Below are 22,023 nucleotides of genomic sequence, written 5' to 3'. Positions count from 1 at the left end.
ATACTATTCTGACAAGCTTAGCTTATCAAAACTTAGGTTGAGAAGTGAAAATATAAGTTTTGAATATGCGACAAAGATATAAAAGATTTTAAAACGGCAATGATAAATTTTTATTTGGTAGATTCTCTCTTAACTAAATCGGTAGTAATTACCACGGTTTGAAACACCTCATCCGCACTATTAAATTCGCTCTCTAACTTATCAATTAATAGTTCTGCTGCTTTTTCGCCCATCTGCTGCGCATGTTGACTCACCGTAGTAAGACTCGGCGTTGCGTGCTTTGATAACACACCATCTGTAAAGCCAATAACTTGCACATCATTAGGCACGTCTAGACCTAATTTACGAGCGACTTTCATAGCCAATAAAGCATAAATTTCATTCACCGCAAAAACACCATCTAATTTGGGATTGGACTGAAACAATTGTTCTATTTCCTTTTCAAGTGCTTCTAAATGAGCTTCATAATCTAAAGACTCATCAATTTTTAGAATTAATTCTGCCTTTGGTGGCATTTGGTGTTCTTCCAAAGCTTCAAGATAGCCCTGAGTCCTTAATTTACCAACACTTACGTAATCTTTTGTGGTAATTAAAGCTATTGACTTACACCCGTTTTCAATCAGTTTACCAACTGCTTTTTTTGCACCATTAAAATCATCAACAATAACTTTATCACATTTTACATCGGAAACAACACGATCAAACATTACAATAGGCATGCCCTGAGTCATCGTTTCATTAAAGTGATGGTAATCTTGCAACTTTAAGGTTTCCTTAGACATCGATAAAATAAAACCATCAATACTACCATTTGCTAGCATTTCCATGTTAATTACCTCTTTGGAAAACGACTCGTTAGATAAACCAATAATAACATTATAACCTCTTTTATTAGCTACAAGCTCAACTCCACTAATAACCTTTGAAAAAAAATGGTGCACAATCTCAGGTATTATAATACCTATTGTATTTGTCCGTCTATTCTTAAGACTTAAGGCAATATTATTGGGCCTATAATTATATAGTTTAGCAAATGCTTGAACTTTCTGTTTGGTATCGTCGCTGATTTCTGCACTATTACGCAACGCCTTAGACACCGTAGAAATAGAAACATCAAGTTCCCTAGCAATTTGTTTTAATGTTATTTTCCTTTTCATGTGTATATTTTAATTCTTTATTTTTATCACATCTCGCCTCAACAAAATCTCTCTTTTAAGTAAAAAACACTTAATATCTGTGATTCTTAAATTAAGACTAAGAATAAACGAATATAAGTCAAATATTAAATTAAAGAATTTTTGACTTCGCAATTTTTAGACATTTTCAATAAAAGATACTCAGTTTTTCGCTAATCTTCTCCTAATGTTGCTATTTTAAGAAAAGTTTTTAACACGAAAACGTTTTCGTTACTTTCGTCATCTTTTTAAAACATCAATTCACATTAAATTTACATAGATTTAACCCGAGAAGTGAAAATATAAACCAATTAAATAAGCAATTAACTTAAATACATTTTATGAAAACAGTTTTAAATGCTTTACTATTCTGTCTCATTATGCTGCCAGCAATATTGATGGCACAATCTACCGTAACTGGTACTGTTACAGATAAAGCAAACGCCATGCCTCTACCAGGCGTAAATGTTATTATTAAGGGTACTGCCAGAGGAACCGCTACGGATTTTGATGGTAAATATTCATTAGAAGTAAACCAAGGTGACATTATTGTAATCTCTTATCTTGGTTACACAACACAAGAGATTGAGTTTATAGGCCAGGCTAGTATTGATATCGTTATAGAGGAGGATGCTTCTCAATTAGATGAGGTTATACTTGTTGGTTACGGCTCTGTAAAAAAGGATGATTTAACTGGAGCTGCAGACTTAATAAAGTCTGATGATTTCAATCAAGGTCCTCTTGTTTCTGCACAACAATTAATATCTGGTAAAATAGCTGGTGTGTCAGTTACTTCTGGAAGTGGATCTCCAGGTGATGGACAGAACATTATCATTAGAGGTAATGGGTCTTTATCATTATCTAGTAATCCATTAATCGTATTAGACGGTGTACCATTAGATGGAGGCGGTGTAGGAGGTTCTAGAAACCCCCTTAACCTCATTAATCCTAACGATATTGAAAGTATGACCGTATTGAAAGATGCGTCTGCTACTTCAATTTACGGATCTAGAGGAGCTAATGGTGTAATTATGATTACGACTAAAAAAGGTAAAGACACCGATTTTAGATTTAGCGCAACAACGTCTACAACTGTTCATACATCTATAGACAGAGTTGATGTATTAAGTGCGGATCAATTTAGAGACATCGTAAATAGCCATCCTAATGCGAATGCTGCTACTATTGCACTTTTAGGTAATTCTAATACGAATTGGCAAGATGAAATATATCAAACGGCGTTTGGGCAAGACCATTCTTTTAGTGCATTAGGTAGTGCATTTGGAGTACCAATGAGAGTTTCACTTGGTCACTCAGACCATGATGGTAATTTAATTGGAGATAATTTCCAAAGAACTACAGCGTCTTTAAACTTATCACCAAAATTCTTTGATGATCATTTAAAATTTGATATTTCTGCTAGAGGAAATTATACGGAAAATACATTTGCAGATAGAGGAGCAATTGGCAATGCCAATAGTTTTGATCCTACACAATCTGTTTATGACCCAAACTCACAGTTTGGAGGTTATTTTTCTTGGATTGATGCTTCAACTGGTCAACAACCTAACTTAGCAGGAACCAACCCTGTTGCCTTATTAAATTTAAGAGATGATAGTTCGGAGGTTAGACGTTATATCTTAAATGCGAAAGCAGATTACAAGTTACATTTCTTCCCAGATATTACTGCAACTATAAGTACTGGTATTGATAAATCTAATAGTAATGGTAGAACTTTAGTTTCTGACTTAATACCAACTTCAGATTTAACATGGAATGGATCGAGAAATACTTATTCTAATATTTCTACAAATCAGTTATTTGATGCTTATTTCACCTATACAAAATCAATAAAAGACGTGCATAATATTAATGCCGTTGCGGGATATTCGTATCAATCATTTGAATATGATAATTTTAGTTACGACAGTGAGGCCGAGGAAGACGGAAATGATTTTGAATTTATAGATAAATCTAAAAATGTACTCTTATCTTATTTTGGTCGTTTAAACTACGATTATGATGGAAAGTATTTAGTAACAGCTACTTTAAGAGCTGATGCTTCTTCCAAATTAAATCCAGATGACCGTTGGGGTTATTTCCCCTCTGTAGCATTAGCTTGGAATTTACACAATGAAGACTTTTTAAATGCTAGTAATAATGTAAATGAACTTAAGTTACGTGTTGGATATGGTGAAGTTGGTAACGTAAATGGTTTAGGTGATTACTTATTTTTAACACGTTATTCTGGTAGTGAATCTACTGCGAATTATCAATTTGGAAATTCATTTTACCAAACGTACAGACCAGATCCTTTAAATGAAGATTTAAAATGGGAAATTGGTAACACCTTTAATATTGGTATTGACTACAGTTTGTTTAATAGAAGAGTTTCTGGTTCGGTTAACTTATATCAAAAACAAACTAAAGACTTAATCGCTTCAGCATCTGTAGATCCTTTTACAAATTTTGGATCTCAAATAGAAAAGAACATTGGAGACATGCAAAACCGAGGTGTAGAATTTACATTAAATCTAATACCTATAAGAACAGACGATTTTGAGTGGTCTATAAATTATAATATTTCACTTAATGAAAATGAAATCACTGATTTACCATTCGTACAAGAAACAGGAGGAATTAGTGCAGGAACAGGAAACAATGTACAATTACACACTGAAGGTGAAGCACCTTATAGCTTTTACGTCTTTCAACAAGTATATGATACTAGCGGAAAACCAATAGAAGGCGCGTTTGTTGATAGAAATGGAGACAACGTTATAAATGATGCTGACAAATACATCTATAAAGATCCTTATGCTGATATCTTAATGGGATTAAACACCAACTTAAGCTATAAAAAATGGGATTTGGCTGTTGTCACTAGAGCCAATATAGGAAACTATGCGTACAATGATGTATCAGCGGGAAACTCTTATTTAGATGGTGTAATACCAACAACTAATAACTTTTTATCAAATTTACATTCAAGCTATTTAGATAATGGATTTGTAAATCAATCTAATGAAAACACGTTTTTAAGTAGTCATTATATTGAAGACGCTTCATTCTTTAAAATTGATAATATTACCTTAGGTTATACCTTAGATAGTGCTATTAAAGATGTATCCTTAAGATTGTATGGTTCTGTACAGAATGTTGCAACCATAACAGACTATAAAGGCTTAGATCCAGAAATCACTGGTGGTATTGATAGTAATTTCTATCCAAGACCTAGATCATTTGTTTTTGGAGTAAATGTAGATTTTTAAAAAATAATTGAATTATGAAAAATAGAATGAAACAAATTATTTTTATTGTTACTATCTCACTTTTTATGACGGCATGTCATGATGATTTAAATCAAGATCCAATTGATCCAGATAGTTTCACAGAACAAGATGTTTTTGTAGACATCACTGAGGCTAAAGGTGCTTTAGCCAAACTTTATGCTAGTTTAGCATTAACCGGACAAAGAGGACCTGCAGGTAAACCAGATATTTCTGGAATTGATGAAGGAGCCTCACAGTATACACGTATGCTATTTAACCTAAATGAATTAACTACAGACCACGCTGTTGTAGGTTGGGGAGATCCAGGTTTACCAGATTTACATGGTTTATACTGGTCTGCAGGAAACGATTTTACTGGTGCAATGTATTTACGTTTAGCACAAGAAGTTTCTTTTACTAATGCTTTTATACAAAATGCATCAGCGTTATCTGACGATGAAGCTCAAAGCTATATTGCTGAAGCCCGATTTTTAAGAGCTTTTGCTTATTACAACTTAATTGACTTTTATGCGAATGTACCTTTAGTAACACAAATTACTACAGACTTACCATCTCAAAGTTCAAGAACAGATCTATTTAATTTTGTAGAATCTGAATTGTTAGAAATTCAAGATTTACTATCAGAATCTAATGAATATGGTCGTGTGGATAAGGTGGCAGCATGGGCATTATTGTCTAAGTTATATTTGAATGCTGAGGTTTGGACAGGAACCGCTCGTTATACTGATTGTGTTATTTACTCTGAGAATGTAATGAACTCATCATATGTTATTAATACAACAGATGCAAATGGTAATGGTTCAGCTTATGACGAATTATTTTTAGCAGATAACAACTCTAACGGAGCTCAAAACGAATTTATTTTTGCCTTAAATTTTGACGGTATTCAGTCTCAAACTTATGGAGGATCAACATTTATAGTTCATGCAGCAACAGGAGGTAGTATGGATCCATTAAGCTTAGGTGTTAATGGCGGCTGGGGAGGCTACAGAACAACAAAAGCGCTTGTAGAAAAATTTGATTACAACTTAGTCGTTCAAGAACTCTCAGATATTAATAATGCATTAGGAGCTATAACTGATTGGGGAATCGTTGGTGATGGGACTCCAAATGGTTGGGATGGTCCAGACACTGAAATGTTTGAAATAGCTACAAATAAATTTGCTTTATATACTGAGTTAACAGATGGATTTTTAAAATTCAGATTTAATGAAGATTGGGGAAACAATTATGGAGATACTGGAGCTGATGGAACTTTAGAAGCTGCAGGAGATAATATTCCTGTAACTGCAGGTGAATATTACATTACTTTTGATCTAGACAACTTAACCTATACTATTGAAGCTGTTAACTTTAACACATTACTAGAATCATATATAGAAGGTGACCACAGAGCGATGTTCTATACCGATGGTCAAAGCTTAGAAATAGAGAGCATTCCTCCTTTTGATCAAGGTTATGCGGTAACTAAGTTTAAAAACATTGACTCAAACGGTAATCAAGGAAATGATAGTAGTGGAGAATTTGTAGATACAGATATCCCTATTATTCGTTTGGCTGAAATCTATTTAAATTATGCAGAAGCTAACCTAAGAGGTGGTGGAGGTGATAATAACAGAGCAGTTTCAGCAATAAATGAGCTAAGAGCAAGAGCTTATGGTGATGCATCTGGAAATATTTCATCTTCAGATCTAGACTTAGGTTTTGTTTTAGATGAGCGTTCTCGTGAATTATATTGGGAAGGTCAAAGACGTACTGATTTAATTCGTTTTAATTCATTTACAACAAATGCTTACTTATGGCCTTTTAAAGGAAACCAAGCCAATGGAGCTTCAGTTAGTTCATTTAGAAATATATTTCCAATTCCATCAAACACCATATCAACTAACCCTAATTTAATTCAAAATGACGGATATTAATAAAACATTCAAAACAATGAAAACTATAAAATTTATAGCGCTATTACTTATCACTGCAATTAGCTTTAATGCATGTGATACTGACGACAGTTTAACATATATTGCGCAACCTAATGGTGAATTAGTTTTTACAAATTCATTTCAATCAGAATATCTTTTAATACCTTCTATTTCAGCAAATCTAGGAGAACGTTTTACATGGGGTGATGCTGATTTTGATATAGAAACAAACATTAATTACGAATTACAAAAATCGATAATTGGTGATTTTAGCGATATGGAGATCGTAGGAACTACTAACGAAAATTCCTATGCTGTTACTATTGGTAATTTATTAGATTACGCAGAAGAAGCTGGTTTAGATGCTGACCCAAATACAGAAGATATGCCAGATGCTGGTAGTGTATATTTTAGAGTAAGAGCTACTGTAGGAACAGATGCTACCTTAGAAATAATTTCTGAAACTGAAGCGTTAAACTTAAGACTTCTTGGGGGTGATATTGACGTTGAAGAAACTTTCAAAAATTTATTTTTAATTGGTGACGCTACTGCAGCAGGATGGGATAATTTAAATAACAACACTCCTTTAGTTAGACACCCTGATAATGAAAACATCTATAGTTATACAGGTTATTTTTCACCAGATGCTACCAATCCTGAAGGTTTTAAATTAATTGAAGTATTAGGACAATGGCAACCACAATGGGGAGCTGGTGCAAACACAGGAGAAGCAGCTGTAAATGATGGTAGTACAGACGACCCATCAGCATTTGTAATCTCTGCAGATGGTTATTATGCATTTAATTTAAACATTGATGAAATGACCTATACGTTAGAAACTTATGATGCTTCAGCAGCTGCAACATATGCTACTATTGGTGTCATTGGAGATTCAACTGCAGGAGGTTGGGATGCAGACACTGACATGACGCAAACAACGTTCGATCCGCATATTTGGAATATAAATGGTGTAGAATTAGGTGATGGTTTCCTAAAATTCAGAGCAGATGATGCATGGGATATTAGTTGGGGTAGTGCAAACGCTATAAGTGGTTTTGGAGACCTAGGAGGAGCAGATATACCTGTTACGGCTGGAACTTATAACATTTGGTTTAATGACCTAGATGGTAGCTACATTTTAATAGCTGTAGAATAATAAACATATTTAAAAAAGAGGCTATGAATTATCATAGCCTTTTTTTAGCTTTTAAAAATCTTATTATGAAAAAAATCTTACTTAATTTGTTGTTATTACTTCCTTTAATAGCAATCGCTCAAGTTACAACTAGCACTAGTCCTATTTTAGTAAACGAAACGGTTACGATAACAATCGATGCCAATAGTACTGAGACAGACTGTAATGGTTTTAATAACCCATCAAAAGTTTATGCACATTTAGGTGTGGGAAATGAAAGTGATGAATACGGAATTGCCGTTATAGGAAATTGGGGATTTGACGATGGTGTTGGTGAAATGACAAATAATGGTGATGGCACTTGGAGTATTACCATTACACCAAACACTTATTTTGGTCTAAGTACGGCTGAAGAAAATAGTGTAACCAAAATGGGAATGGTTTTTAGGAATGAAGATGGATCTCAACAATTTAAAGCTTCCGGATGTGCTAACTTTATTTTCAATGTTGGTGCTTTTCAAGTTACAATGATTAACCCTTCAGCAAGTGCAAATGGAATTGTTGTTGTTAATAATGGTGCTAACACTCAAATTTTAGCTCAAAACACTGGAGGACCTGCTAATTATGAACTTTTCGCAAATGGAACCAGTGTTCATACACAAAACAATACAACATTTTACAATGGATATTTGTTTTCTAATTTGACTCAAAACCAAGATTGCGAATTAATTATCACACAAGGATCTTCAATGATCTCTAAGCAATTTTCAATAATTGTTAATAGTACAGTTATTGAAACATTGCCTGCAAATATGATAGATGGAATTAATTATAATTCTTCTGACCCTACAAAAGCCACTTTAGTTGTGGATGCTCCTAATAAAGATTTTATATATGTCGCTGGAAGTTTTAACGATTGGAATCCTACAAGTACATATGCGATGAAAAAGGATAACTCATCAACTAAATTTTGGATTGAGTTAACCGGTTTAACAGCTGGTGAAATTGAAACTTACCAATATTGGGTTGGTGATGCAAGTCCAATATCTGGATCGCCTTCATTGGTTAAAGTAGCAGACCCGTACTCTCCTTTGGTTTTATCTCCTTTTGATGATCCCTATATTTCGGCTTCAACATATCCAAATATGCCAGCTTATCCTGCGGGTCAAGAACGTGAAGTCACCGTTCTACAAACCGGACAAACTCCTTACAATTGGGAAGTTACTAATTTCACAAAGCCCGCTAAAGAAGATTTAGTTATTTATGAGGTTTTAATTAGAGATTTTGATGCTGATCGTAATTTTCAAGATATTATTGATAGAATTGATTATTTCAAAAATCTAAATGTCAATGCTATTGAATTATTACCGATAATGGAATATGAGGGGAACGAAAGTTGGGGTTACAACACGTCTTTTCATATGGCTATTGATAAGTTTTATGGAACACAAGAAAAATTTAAAGAACTCGTTGATATTTGCCACCAAAATGGTATTGCCGTTATTTTAGATATCGCTTTTAATCATGCTTACGGAAGAAATCCAATGGTCAGAATGTGGATGGATGATCCAGATGGTGATGGTTGGGGAGGTCCTTCAACCGAAAACCCTTATTTTAATGTCTTACCTACGCATTCATATAGTGTTGGTAATGATTTTAATCACAGTTCAGATTATACTAGAGACTACGTAAAACAAGTTGTAGAATATTGGATTGAAGAATATAAAATTGATGGTTTCCGTTGGGATTTGACAAAAGGATTTACACAAAATTGTGGAAATGGTTCTGATGGCGGAGATGAAGGCTGTACCGGAAACTACCAACAAGACCGTGTGGATGTTTTAAAAGAATATGCCGATCATTCATGGTCATTAGACCCTGATCATTATGTGATTTTTGAGCATTTAGGATCTGACAATGAAGAAAAAGAATGGGCTAACTACAGACTTAGTGAGGGGAAAGGTGTGATGATGTGGGGAAATATGAATAACCAATACGCAGAAATCACAATGGCTGAAAGTGGTAACAAAAACATCAACAGAATGGGACATAAAGCACATTCTGGTTTCAACGGACCAAGATTGGTTGGCTATACTGAAAGTCATGATGAAGAACGTCTAATGTACAAAAATGTAGCCTTTGGTAACACTAGCAATAGCAGTCATAATGTACGCGATTTAAATACCGCATTGTCTAGAATGTCTGCATTAGGTGCTATTTCTGTAATGGTGCCTGGTCCAAAAATGATATGGCATTTTGGAGAACTAGGAATGGATACTTCTATTTTTACTTGTAACGATGGGAGCTATAATAACGACGGTTGTAAATTAGATACAAAACCTCAACCACAATGGACAAATAATTGGTTAACCGATGCGCTTAGAAGTCAGATTTATGAAGACTGGTCTAAACTACACAAACTTAAAATCGAAGAACCCGTTTTTGAAGGTGATTACGAAATTACTTCAGGAGATTTAACTCCAAGAATTGATATTTTTGATAATTCAATTCCAACTTCAGAATTAAAAAATGTAATTATTTATGCTAATTTTGATGTTGTCTCTCAAAGTATTGACACCAATTTCCCTAGCGGTGTAACCACTACATGGTATGATCTTATGGACGCTACAGGAAACACAACCGTTAGCAACTCTACCTCAACAATTACAATACCTGCTGGTCAGTTTAGAATATTAGGAAACAAAGCTTCAGAGGTGTTAAGTGTTAATGATCAGGAATTATTAGGATTCAGTATTTATCCTAATCCATCACAAACAACATTTAGCATTAATGTTAATGTTTCAAATGTTGAAGTGTACGATCTAACAGGTAAATTAGTGAAGTCTTTTAAAGGAGATTTTACAAGAGTTGATACTTTTGATGTGTCCTCTTTAAATTCAGGAATGTATATGGTTAAGGTTCAAAATGACAATAACCAAACATTAACGACCAAACTAATAAAGCTTTAATTACTAATTTTTCATATTACATTTATAATAATAAAGGTGCTCAATTGAGCACCTTTATTTATTAGTAGTAACTTATAGTTACACGTGTACCATTTTAGTATTTAAATACCTTAGTATGACGATTTTGTTCAAGCCATTTAATTGAACATTAAAGTCGATTTCTTATTAACTAGTTTTCTTAATTTTTCGCTGTCTATAAAGTAATATTGATATAGCTATTATAGATCCCGAAAAAGCAAGAGCTGCACCAACTAATGAAGACGACGTTACACTGTAGCCATAAGCAATTGGCAATCCTGCTAAATATGCCCCCATGGCATTTCCCATATTAAAAGCACTCTGATTCATAGAAGAGCCAAGCATTTCAGAACCTTTAGCTGTATTAATTATAGCCATTTGTATAGGTGTTGAAATACTAAAAGCAATTAATCCTATTATAAAAGTTAGTATCAAAGCCAACACACCACTCGAAGCGAGAAATGAATTTACTATTAAAACAACTGCCATTGCTAAAAGGCTAATCATTACTGAACGTAAAGGTGTAAATAGGTTTGCCATTTTTGCTCCTAAAAAATTCCCTACAAACATGCCTAATCCTGCAATTATCATTGCATAACTCACTACGTTATCAGAAAACTGCGCCACCTCGGTTAATAATGGAGCTATGTAACTATACCATGCAAAAAAACCACCTGTTCCTATGGTTGTAAGCGCAATTAATGCCCAAAGCTCAGGATTTTTAAGCCCCTTATTTTCTTCACTCAAAGGCTGTTTCTCTTCTTTTTTAAATTGTGGCATCCAGTAAAAGATACTCGCTAAAGTCAATAGACCAACAACACCAACCATTAGAAAAGACGCACTCCAGTGGTATTGATTTCCTAAATATGTTCCTATAGGAACTCCTATGACATTAGCTACTGTAAGTCCTGAAAACATCACCGCAATAGCTTGAGCCGACTTTCCTTTTTTAGCTAATTTCCCCGCTATCACTGCACCTACTCCAAAAAATGCACCATGCGGAAGTCCAGATAAAAAACGCACCACCAATAACATATTATAGCTTGTTGCAAAAGCCGAGAGTGTATTAAAAACAGTAAACCATACCATCAACAATAAAAGCATACGGTTAGGAGATAACTTATGACTAAAACTCGTTAATAAAGGTGCTCCAACCACCACACCTAAAGCATAGGCAGAAATAAAATGACCCGCTTGTGGGATGGTAATCGCTAAAGAGTTGGCAACATTTGGTAAAATACCCATTATTACAAACTCGGTAAGCCCTATCCCAAAACCACCAATTGCCAATGACAATAAGGCTTTTTTATTAGAAAATTCAACTTTCATAAAATGCTATTTACTACCTAAATTTTAGAGTGCAAATTTCCAAACAAAACCTTGATCTCATCACAAGTTGCTTATCTTATATATATACTATTTTAACCTTGTTAATGTTATATCAAAACTCAGTAGTTAATTTAGTATAGAAGACCTAATTATTACAAAACATGAAGCTAACATTAACACGTCCAATTTCTTAGTCTAAAAAGGCTAAAGGGCTACAAATACTTTTAATATATTATCTCACTCTAAACCAACCTTCACCTATTAAAATTTTAGCATTTTATACGTTAGGTTTTAAACATCGGTTCTAATTTCTTATAACTTAGTTTAACTAGTCTATTTTTACGATAGCGATAATCAAAGCCTCCTATAAAGCTTCAATTCATAAAACATGTAACATTACAAAAAACTAGGCCTCATTTTATCTATTTCCTTTTGATTATTTTTTATATTTCAAATTCCTAACCTACTCTGCTTTAAAACCAGATAAAAAGTGTTTTCAAATGTGTTTTCAATCCCAATATCTTAGAATTTCTTTCCGTAATTTATTGGCTCTAAAATTTGTATTTGTTTTTTTATGTGTGATGATTGTTCCACATCACTCTTATGGATCAACAGATCCTAAAAAAGCCACTATGATATATTATGAAAAAAAGGCATATGGCGTGGAAGAGATCTTAAGCAAATACTTGCAGATAAATTCACCAAGTGGTTCAGAGTTGGAAGCTGGTGAGTTTCTTAAACGTATATGTATAGAGAATGGCCTACATATTACCCAAATGGGAAATGAAAATGGTAATTACAATTTTACAGCTTCCATTTTTCCTCTAGATCAAAAAAAACCAAATGTTATTTTTCTAAATCATCTAGATATTGTACCCGCTGGAAATGATGAGCTTTGGGAATACCCTCCGTTTTCAGGAAAAATTACAGATACAGAAATTTGGGGTCGTGGTGCTTTTGATAATAAAGGTGCTGCAGTAATGCAACTATTCAGTATTATCGAAATCGCTAAACGCTATAAAAATAAATCACTCAACTATAATTTTACGTTTCTATCGGTATCTTGTGAAGAAACACAATGCGATGGAGGTATTAAATATGTTGTAGATAATTATCTCAACGATTTAAACGCAGCTGTCGTTTTAGGAGAAGGCCCTCCTGCAATAAAAGGGCTTATTGAGGCTAAACCAGATTTAGCATTATTCGGAATTTCTGTAGCTCAAAAAAGAGCATTATGGCTAGAGCTTAGTCTCGAAATTAAAACCAATGGACATAGTGCTGTAACTCCTTTTCACTATGCAAATAAGGAAATGGTTATTGCTCTCAATAAATTACTAAGTGATAAACCTGATGTCATTTTCAATAGTATAAATACGAACTTACTAAAGCAGTTAGGAAAACTCAATGGTGGTGTTAAAGGATACGCACTAAGACACCCTAAATTGTTTAAAAAAGAAATTCTAAAAAAACTACAAGAAGATCCTTTGATGCTGTCTCTATTTTCTAACACCATTACGCTGACAAGTATAAAAGACGAAAATGAAAAAGTTAATGCTATACCAACCAAAGTAATGGCGACATTAGATTGCAGATTACTTCCAGACGAATCGTCTCAAACGTTTATAAACAATCTAAAAGCTAAGTTAGATAATGAAGCTATAGAAATAAAGATTATAAGTGAAATGAAAGATGGAGGGATTTCTTCTACCAAAACCCCCTTTTTTAACCATTTAAATACCGCTATACTAAAAAGTTATCCTAAAAGTAAAACGGCGTCTGTACTATTACCAAACTCCAATGACATCAGTGTTTTTAGAGAACATAACATCCCTGCATATTCCTTAATTCCTATAAAACTAGAACGTAAATACTTAGAAACCATCCATAACTACAATGAACGGATTCCAAAAGGCATTATAGAAAAAGGAACACAAACTTATATCCATTTTATGGAACTATGCATTACAGATTGATGTAATTGTTTTAAATTGTCTACTAAATTCAGAAAACGTTCTTGTTTATATATGTTATAATATTCAATTATATCTTGCTTTGACTTTTTAAATACAAGTCGAAAAATATCAGGAAGCACAAAATAATTATCATATCTAGACACTAATTTTATTTGTAATTTCTAGACTAAAAACGTTTTAAAATGAATATATCTTAGGTATAACACAGGCCTTAATATCCTTCATTTATAAAAAAATGATAGTAAATATCACTTTATTCGACTATTAAAACAATGTAAATTTGTAATATGAAAGAAAAGCTCTTACTCGATGTAGAAATATACGTTGCAGAACTGCTAAATAAGCAGCTAGCTTCAACAAACTATTATCATAATGCTATTCATACTAGAAACGTTGTTGCTAGTATTACAGAATTAGCCAACAGAGAACAATGCACCGAACAGGATACTTTGGCCTTGTTGTTGGCTGGCTGGTTTCATGATACGGGTTTCATTTATACAGATCTTGGTCATGAAGAAGAAAGCGTTAAGATTGCGCATTCTTTTCTAAAGGAACAAAATGTACCTGAAGACACACGGAATTTAGTTGAGCAATTAATTCTAGCAACAAAAATTGAGCTTAAACCTAATAATAAACTAGAATCTATAATTAGGGATGCCGATTGTGGCCATATTGCTTCTGATGACTATTTAGATATTTCAGAGAATTTATTTAAAGAAAAGAATGCCAAAAATGGCAATCATCTTTCTGAGATAGAATGGATGAAACAGAACCTCGACTTTCTTAAAGGCCATTCGTTTTATTCCGATTCCGCTAAGCAAATTTGGCAGCCTAAAAAGGAACTTAATCTATTAGAAGTTCAAAAAAGGATCTATAAAATATCTCAGAAAAAAAAGAAGAAAAAAAAGAAAAGCACAAGATTTGGTAGAGGTGTCGAAACCATGTATCGTGTACAATTAAAAAATCATATAGAATTAAGTGCCATTGCAGATACCAAAGCCAACATCCTGCTTTCTGTAAACGCTATTATTATTTCGGTTGCTTTATCTAATTTAATTCCAAAACTAGATAATCCTTCTAATTTATTTTTAGTGTATCCGACTTTAATCTTAACACTTTCTAGTGTCGCCTCTATAATATTATCGGTACTATCTACGCGTCCTAAAATATCTAATGTCGCCATCACAAAAGAAATGATTAAGGAGAATAAAACAAACATTCTATTTTTTGGAAATTTTCATAAAATGAATTTGCAAGATTTTGAATGGGGAATCGACTACTTAATGGATAATGAAGATACCTTATACAATTCACTTACAAAAGATTTGTATTATTTAGGTTTAGTCCTTAATAGAAAATACAAATTACTACGCATCACTTATACCGTTTTTATGTTCGGAATCATTATATCGGCAGCATCGTTTATATACAGTTATTATATAAACATGCCTTTATAATTTTAATTTAAACTATATGAAGAATAAAACTACAGGACCCTTCAAGGTAAATATATCTTTACGTTTATTGAAGGATAAATTTGAAGGATTATTAGAATCAAGTAATGTTTCGGTGCAAACACAAGCGAAGCAAGCTTTAGAATTATTTGAAAAGTATCCTGTTTTATCATCCGGATCAACTACAACGGAAGATTTCTTAAAGAATAAACCCATCGTAGATCAGCTAATGTCTTATATATTCCCTTCAGCTTTATCTGAAAACGAAATTAAGGCTGCAGTAACTCCGTATACAAGTGAGGTATTTTATTGCAGTTCTAGATTAGAGAACATTATTAGCAATGCAGAAGTAAGCGATACTATTTTTAATGAATTGTATAAGGATTATGAAGACTCTTTTGATCTACTCACCTATGCTATTATATTAAATATTCATTACAAATTCAATGTCGATTTCGAAAGACCCAAAACCCTATCTATTATAGACAAAAAGGGAAACAGAAAGCGTTATCGCGTGGCTTTTAATGCCGATTTCTTAGACATATATCCCAACGAAAATGCCATTGAAATTACAGATGATATTTTAGATGAATTGTTAAGTAACGCAAATAATATTGAAATCTGGGAAAAGTACTTTCCAAAAGATTCTTGGACCATTGAAGGCTTTGGAATAGTAAACCTTATAGACACCTCATTAGACGAACGCATAGATGATTTTAAAACCCATTTAATAGAGCCTAATAGTGAAAGTTTTCAATATTTAATTGAAGACATTAGGCGCATTTTTAACAATCCCGATTTACAACTTGGGAGCTACAGCGTAGAACACGACAAAATCATCTCTCCTTTTGATAGAAATTTTAATATGCTAACGCTAGTAGCTGATGAAGATGTAAGCATCAACGAATACGCTTGCGAGCACATTAACTGTCAACTATTTAAAGATCGCAAACCTATTATTATTTCAAATGTAGAAACGTATCACAAAAAAAGTGGTGGTAACAGACTAAGTAATGCTTTGTTAAAAAAAGGTTTAAAAAGTGTTGCGCTTATTCCTGTTCCTGTTAATGGTGAATTAGGTTTTATTATAGAATTAGCAGCGTTTAAACCCAATCAGCTTAATGCCATTAATATGGTAAAGTTAGATACCATTTTGCCGTTTATTATTAGTTATTCTAAACGTACATTTTCTGAACATCAAAATGAAATTAGTGCCATTATACAACAAGAATGTACAGCTATTCATCCTTCTGTGCAATGGCGCTTTGAAGAAGAAGCTAGCAAATACATACAAGAACGAAATTTTGGAGAAAACCCGGTATTTAAAGAGATCGTATTTAAAGATGTCGTTCCTCTTTTTGGGCAAATTGATGTGGTTGGCTCATCTAATGCCAGAAACGAAGCCATTAGAATTGACCTCACAAGGCAATTAGAAAAAAGTAAAGACATTCTTAAAAATAGGATTAAAATAAACCTCCCCTTTTACGAACAATTAATTTTTCAAATTGACAACTATTTGGTTGAATTAGAAGATAATTTTCACACCAATTCAGAACAAGAAATTAATATTTTTTTCGAAAAACAACTCTTTCCATTATTCGAACATTTTCAGCATAATTCTAAAGGTGTCGAAGATGTCGAAGATTTTCTTAAAACGATTGATAAAGCAACAAGTAGTTTATATGATGCCCGAAAAGCTTATGATACTACTATTGAGAAAGGAAATAAGGCCTTGTCTTCATTTTTAGACCAACAACAACTTAGGGCTCAAGAAATATTTCCGCATTATTTTGAGAAATTTAAAACAGATGGCATTGAGCATAATTTATATATAGGGCAATCTATTTCTAAGCATTTAAACTATCATCCAACAGTATTGTACAACTTACGTTTGTGGCAACTTCAGGTGACTTGCGAAATGGAAGCAATGTATTACGAAAAGCAAAAAGAATTCCCTTTGCAATTAGAAGTGGCATCCTTAATCCTTGCTTATGACATTCCGATTACAATTCGCTATCGCATAGATGAAAAACAATTTGATGTTGATGGGGCCTATAATGTGCGTTATGAAATGATTAAAAAACGTATTGATAAAGCTCATATTAAAAATACAAACGAACGTTTAACACAACCGCATAAACTTTCTGTAGTGTATTCTAGCAATGCCATAGAAAAAGAATACTTGGCTTATTTCGAGTTTTTACAAGCCAAAAATTATATTGAAAATGATTTCGAAATAGTAGAGTTAGAAGAACTTCAAGGTGCGAGTGGAATGAAAGCGCTTAGAGTAAGTATAAACAGAAAACTTAAAAAAGTATCGGATATTTTTACAATAGAAGATTTACAAACCGCATAAGAAAAGATAACAGAATGAAAGCAAAACTACTATTGGGTTTAATTAGTATGGGATTAATTATTAGTAGTTGTGCTACTTATAATGCGCATAATGTTAATGCTAGTGCTAAAGAAATTAAGCATATTGATAAAAACACCACCAATGTTTTTTTAATTGGAGACGTAGGAAAGCCTGAAGACGATGGCTCAGCACCTAAAACATTATTAAATCTACAAACTCAATTTGAAAAAGCAGACAAAGACGATTTCCTTTTGTTTCTAGGAGATAATATCTATCCACGCGGTATACCTTTAAAAAATGATAAAGCCATTGAAGCGGCAGAACATGCTCTAAAGTTGCAATTAGACGTTGCCAAAACATTTCCTGGAAGTGTTTATTTCATCCCAGGAAACCATGATTGGTACAGCGGTTTAAAAGGACTAAAGGAACAAGAAAAAATGGTTGAAGACGCCTTGGGAAAAAATACGTTTCAACCAGAAAACGGCTGTCCGATTGAAAAAATTAACATTAGCGATGATATTGTTATGTTAATTGTAGATTCACACTGGTACGTTACCAACTGGAATAATCACCCAACAATTAATGATGATTGCGAAATAAAAACTAGAGCTGATTTTTTAGACGAATTTAGAGGTGAAATAAAAAAAGCTAGAGGTAAGGTTACCTTAGTTGCCATTCACCATCCTATGTATAGCAACGGACCACATAATGGCCGTTATGGTGTAAAAGAAAACATGAAACCTATACCTGTTCTTGGTACCTTAAAAAATATTTTAAGAACATCTACTGGTATTGTAAATGCTGACTTTTCTAATCCTTTTTATAACGAATTAAGAAAAAATCTAATTGCAACAGCGCAACAAAACGAAAATGTAATTTTCCTGTCAGGACATGAGCATAATTTGCAATATTTGGAGTCCGATAATGTATCTCAAATCGTTAGTGGTTCGGGTTCTAAAACAACACCTTTAAGAATCCGTAATTCTGATAATTACGGACATGCTATTCCTGGTTATGCGGTATTAAATATAGGAAATGATAAAGCTGTGGATGTTCAATTTTTTAATTCAACTTCAGAAGAAGTTGAGTTTTATAAACAAATAAAACAGCCAGAACAGATTTCTGAAACTGAGTATGCCAAAATAACGTCAGATTCTATAAGTGCTTCAATTTATTCAAAAGAAGACACCGATAAATCAGGTTTCTATAAATTCTTATGGGGAGATCGCTATAGAGATGAATACAGTACAAATGTTAAGGCGAAGGTCGCTAATTTAGATACCTTGATGGGGGGGTTAAAACCTTTCAGAAAAGGAGGTGGTACACAATCTAAAACGCTTCATTTAAAAGCTTCAAACGGAAAACGCTATGTAATGCGCGCTATGAAAAAGCAAGCAGACCAGTTTATGCAATCTGCTATTTTTAAGGATCAATACGTTGAAGGACAGTTTACAGAAACAGCATCCGAAGATTTATTAGAAGATATTTTTGCTGGTGCCTACCCATACGCCCCTTTTGCAGTAGGTGCGTTATCGAATGCTATAAACCTAGCTCATTTAAATCCTAAATTATATTATATTCCAAAACAAAGTGCCTTAGGGGCTTATAACGACGGTTTTGGAAACGAACTATACCTGTTTGAAGAACACCCTTCTGATGGTCATAACGAATTAGCATCTGGCAATTTCACAGGAGAGATTGTGAGCACAGTAGATATGTTGCAAGATGTACTAAGTGACGAATCTAAGGTTATAGACGAAAAAGAATTTATAAAAGCACGCTTGTTTGACATGCTTATTGGAGATGCAGACAGGCATCAAGACCAATGGCGTTGGTTGGTATTTGAAAACGACGGCAAAACAATTTATAAACCCTTACCAAGAGATAGAGATTTTGCATTTTCTAAAATGTCTGATGGCTTTTTGTTTGGTTCTGGAGTAAAACTTATTCCGGCAGCGCGAAAATTCAGAAAATATGAAGACGATTTAAAAGATGTCAAAGGATTTAATGTCTCAGGTTTCTCATTAGATGTCGCCTTTATTCCTGAATCTTATAAGTTAGATTGGGATGAACAAGTACAATTCATTCAATCTCAAATTACAGATGCTGTTATAGATGATGCTTTTAACAATATTCCTAAAGAAGTAGATCCTCAATCTATTATTGAAATTAAAAACATTTTAAAAGAAAGACGGGCTAATCTTCAAAAGATTTCAGATAGATACGTAAAACTAATTAGTAGATATGCTGTCGTAACAGGCACCAATAAAGACGACTATATCCATGTTAAAGCTTTAGAAAGCGGACAGGTAGAAGTCTCTCTATATCGCAAAAAAGATGACACCATTAAAGATCGTTTTCATCATAAAATTTATGAACCAAAATCAACTAAAGAAATTTGGATATACGGTTTAGACGATGATGATAGCTTTGAGGTTGAGGGAAAAATTTCTAAAATTAAAGTGCGTTTTATTGGTGGACAAAACAATGATGATTACAAAGTAGAATCTGGTAAAAACATTGTGATTTACGATTACAAATCAAAGAAAAATGATGTATCACAAGCTAAAAAAGCTAGAATTAAATTAACAGACGATTATAATACAAACGTGTATGATTATCGAAAAATCAAAAACAATGTCAATCAAATCATTCCTACCTTAGGTGCCAACCCAGACGACGGATTAAAATTAGGTTTAACTAATACTTACACCGTTTATGGTTTTGAACGCAACCCATTTACATCACAACACCAATTAAAAGCTGCCTATTATTTTGCAACTGATGGTTATGAATTAAATTATAAGGGTGAGTTTGCAAATGTTATTGGAAGTTTAAATTTTGGATTTCAAGCACATTTTCAAAGTCCTAACTATAGCGTCAATTTCTTTGGTTATGGTAATGAAACTGAAAATAATGATGACGACTTTGGCTTAGACTATAACCGCGTAAAAACTAGAGTTTTCAGATTAAGTCCGCAACTGATCTGGAATTCTAAACGTGGAAGTCTTATTCATTTTGGTATTAGTTATGAGGTTAATGAAATTCAAAACAGTGATAATCGTTTTGTATCAGATAATAATTTATTGCCAAGTAATGTGTTTGACGAAGAACATTTTGGTGGTGTAAATGCAAAGTACACCTACTCTAACTACGATAATGAAGCCTACCCAACTAACGGCATGAATTTCTCTATTGAAACAGGTTATAAAGATAATTTAGAAGTCAGCAATCGTAATTTTGGATATCTTATAACAGACATAGGCTTTGCTAGAAAATTAAATCCATCAGGACGATTGGTTTTCGCAACTAAATTAAAAAGTCATTTAAATTTTGGTGATGGTTTTGAATTCTACCAAGCCGCTTCAATAGGTGGACTAGATGGACTGAGAGGCTACAGAAATCAACGTTTTACAGGAAAGAATGCCTTTTATCAAAACACAGATTTGAGATATAGTTTCAACCGTATGAAAACAAAATTAATACCTATAAAGCTAGGTATGTATGGAGGCTTTGATTATGGTCGTGTTTGGATTAATGATGATACCTCTGAAAAATGGCATAATGCTTATGGTGGAGGAGTTTTTGTTAATGCTATAGATTTACTATCCGCAAATTTAGGAGTCTTTAATTCGTCTGACGGTGTTAGAATTTCCTTTGGAATGGGCTTTGATTTTTAAAAACTATAATTATCAATACTTTATGTAATGACAAATAAAAAGGTGCTCAATTGAGCACCCTTTTTATTTGTGAATTATAACTAGAATCAGGCTTTAAAATTATACGTGAAATGTATTTGTAAACACTGTTGATTCAATAAAAATGGTTTTGAGTGAATTCAAAGAACTCATAACACCAGACTTTAATTTTCCATTACGAGAGTCCTTACCTGCTGTTTTAATAATCGCATCCTTGATTTTTTTTCGATTCGGGTTTTCTTTTTTATCTGTGATATAAGCTAAATAAGAAATCGGCTGCCAGATCGTAGGGCTTATGGCTATATTTTTCATAGTTCTTTTTTTAAATTAATAGAAGAGAGTTATTTAATTTCTCTGGTACAAAATTCGGAAGAAAAATATAGTCACAGCATTACCCCTTTATCACATATATATGCTATCTTAACAACACACCAATGACAAAACAACGTTAAAGATAATAGAATACACTTTTAAGGTAATTATATAAATAGTCACCTAATTTTAGTTTTATAATTCATCATGTTTTTAAAAAATTACTATGTTAAGAAATGAAGCTAAACCATAAAGTATTTTAGGGATCAATCTCAAAAGTTGTGTGTGAATTATCTATACTTTTCGGATTTTTGTAAAAAAAAGACTGTGGACCATTATCTAGAACTACTTAAACTTATTCTTCCAGAATTTCTAATCAACCATTTTGATCT

11 protein-coding genes are annotated in these 22,023 nt (G+C 33.1%); 8 read left to right on the top strand and 3 right to left on the bottom strand.

Annotated features, from left to right (window positions below; genetic code table 11):
• Window positions 1-110 precede the first annotated feature (110 nt).
• Window positions 111-1,157, bottom strand: coding sequence for a LacI family DNA-binding transcriptional regulator (locus tag HM984_RS01920; RefSeq protein WP_179347903.1), 1,047 nt, complete (start codon window positions 1,155-1,157; stop codon window positions 111-113).
• Window positions 1,158-1,516: 359 nt separating this feature from the next.
• Between HM984_RS01920 and HM984_RS01915 the strand changes: the two genes are divergently transcribed.
• The 4 genes from HM984_RS01915 to HM984_RS01900 all read left to right on the top strand — a co-directional run bounded on the left by HM984_RS01915 (window position 1,517) and on the right by HM984_RS01900 (window position 10,491).
• Window positions 1,517-4,447 carry a SusC/RagA family TonB-linked outer membrane protein gene (locus HM984_RS01915; protein ID WP_179347902.1) on the top strand — a complete coding sequence of 977 codons (2,931 nt, stop codon included), beginning with the start codon at window positions 1,517-1,519 and terminating at the stop codon, window positions 4,445-4,447.
• A gap of 26 nt (window positions 4,448-4,473) precedes the next feature.
• Window positions 4,474-6,387, top strand: a complete 1,914-nt coding sequence (locus HM984_RS01910) for a RagB/SusD family nutrient uptake outer membrane protein (RefSeq protein ID WP_257018434.1) — start codon at window positions 4,474-4,476, stop codon at window positions 6,385-6,387.
• A 16-nt stretch (window positions 6,388-6,403) separates the two neighbouring features.
• The gene (locus tag HM984_RS01905) at window positions 6,404-7,543 is read left to right on the top strand and encodes a SusE domain-containing protein (RefSeq protein ID WP_179347900.1); all 1,140 of its coding nucleotides are present in this window, start codon (window positions 6,404-6,406) and stop codon (window positions 7,541-7,543) included.
• A 65-nt stretch (window positions 7,544-7,608) separates the two neighbouring features.
• Window positions 7,609-10,491 carry an alpha-amylase family glycosyl hydrolase gene (locus tag HM984_RS01900; RefSeq protein ID WP_179347899.1) on the top strand — a complete coding sequence of 961 codons (2,883 nt, stop codon included), beginning with the start codon at window positions 7,609-7,611 and terminating at the stop codon, window positions 10,489-10,491.
• 165 nt (window positions 10,492-10,656) lie between these two features.
• Here HM984_RS01900 and HM984_RS01895 read toward each other — a convergent pair whose 3' ends face one another.
• Complete coding sequence (locus HM984_RS01895) at window positions 10,657-11,838, bottom strand: MFS transporter (protein WP_115807991.1); 1,182 nt, start codon at window positions 11,836-11,838, stop codon at window positions 10,657-10,659.
• 632 nt (window positions 11,839-12,470) lie between these two features.
• Between HM984_RS01895 and HM984_RS01890 the strand changes: the two genes are divergently transcribed.
• From HM984_RS01890 to HM984_RS01875, 4 genes are all read left to right on the top strand, one after another.
• Complete coding sequence (locus tag HM984_RS01890) at window positions 12,471-13,811, top strand: M20 family metallopeptidase (protein ID WP_179347898.1); 1,341 nt, start codon at window positions 12,471-12,473, stop codon at window positions 13,809-13,811.
• A gap of 287 nt (window positions 13,812-14,098) precedes the next feature.
• Window positions 14,099-15,268: a Pycsar system effector family protein gene (locus tag HM984_RS01885; protein WP_179347897.1), complete on the top strand. Its 1,170-nt coding sequence runs from the start codon at window positions 14,099-14,101 to the stop codon at window positions 15,266-15,268.
• Between the two features lie 16 nt (window positions 15,269-15,284).
• Window positions 15,285-17,621: a hypothetical protein gene (locus HM984_RS01880; RefSeq protein ID WP_218845000.1), complete on the top strand. Its 2,337-nt coding sequence runs from the start codon at window positions 15,285-15,287 to the stop codon at window positions 17,619-17,621.
• A gap of 14 nt (window positions 17,622-17,635) precedes the next feature.
• Entirely contained in the window at window positions 17,636-21,301 is a 3,666-nt protein-coding gene (locus HM984_RS01875) for a metallophosphoesterase (protein WP_179347896.1), read from the top strand.
• Window positions 21,302-21,400: 99 nt separating this feature from the next.
• Here the strand turns inward: HM984_RS01875 and HM984_RS01870 are convergent, their stop codons facing one another.
• Window positions 21,401-21,631 carry a hypothetical protein gene (locus HM984_RS01870; protein WP_115807995.1) on the bottom strand — a complete coding sequence of 77 codons (231 nt, stop codon included), beginning with the start codon at window positions 21,629-21,631 and terminating at the stop codon, window positions 21,401-21,403.
• Window positions 21,632-22,023: the final 392 nt, after the last annotated feature.

This window comes from Winogradskyella pacifica (genome assembly GCF_013403915.1).
Classification (GTDB): Bacteria; Bacteroidota; Bacteroidia; order Flavobacteriales; family Flavobacteriaceae; genus Winogradskyella; species Winogradskyella pacifica.
The sequence above is the reverse complement of the archived record's forward strand: the minus strand, read 5'-3'. Positions and strand labels throughout refer to the sequence as shown.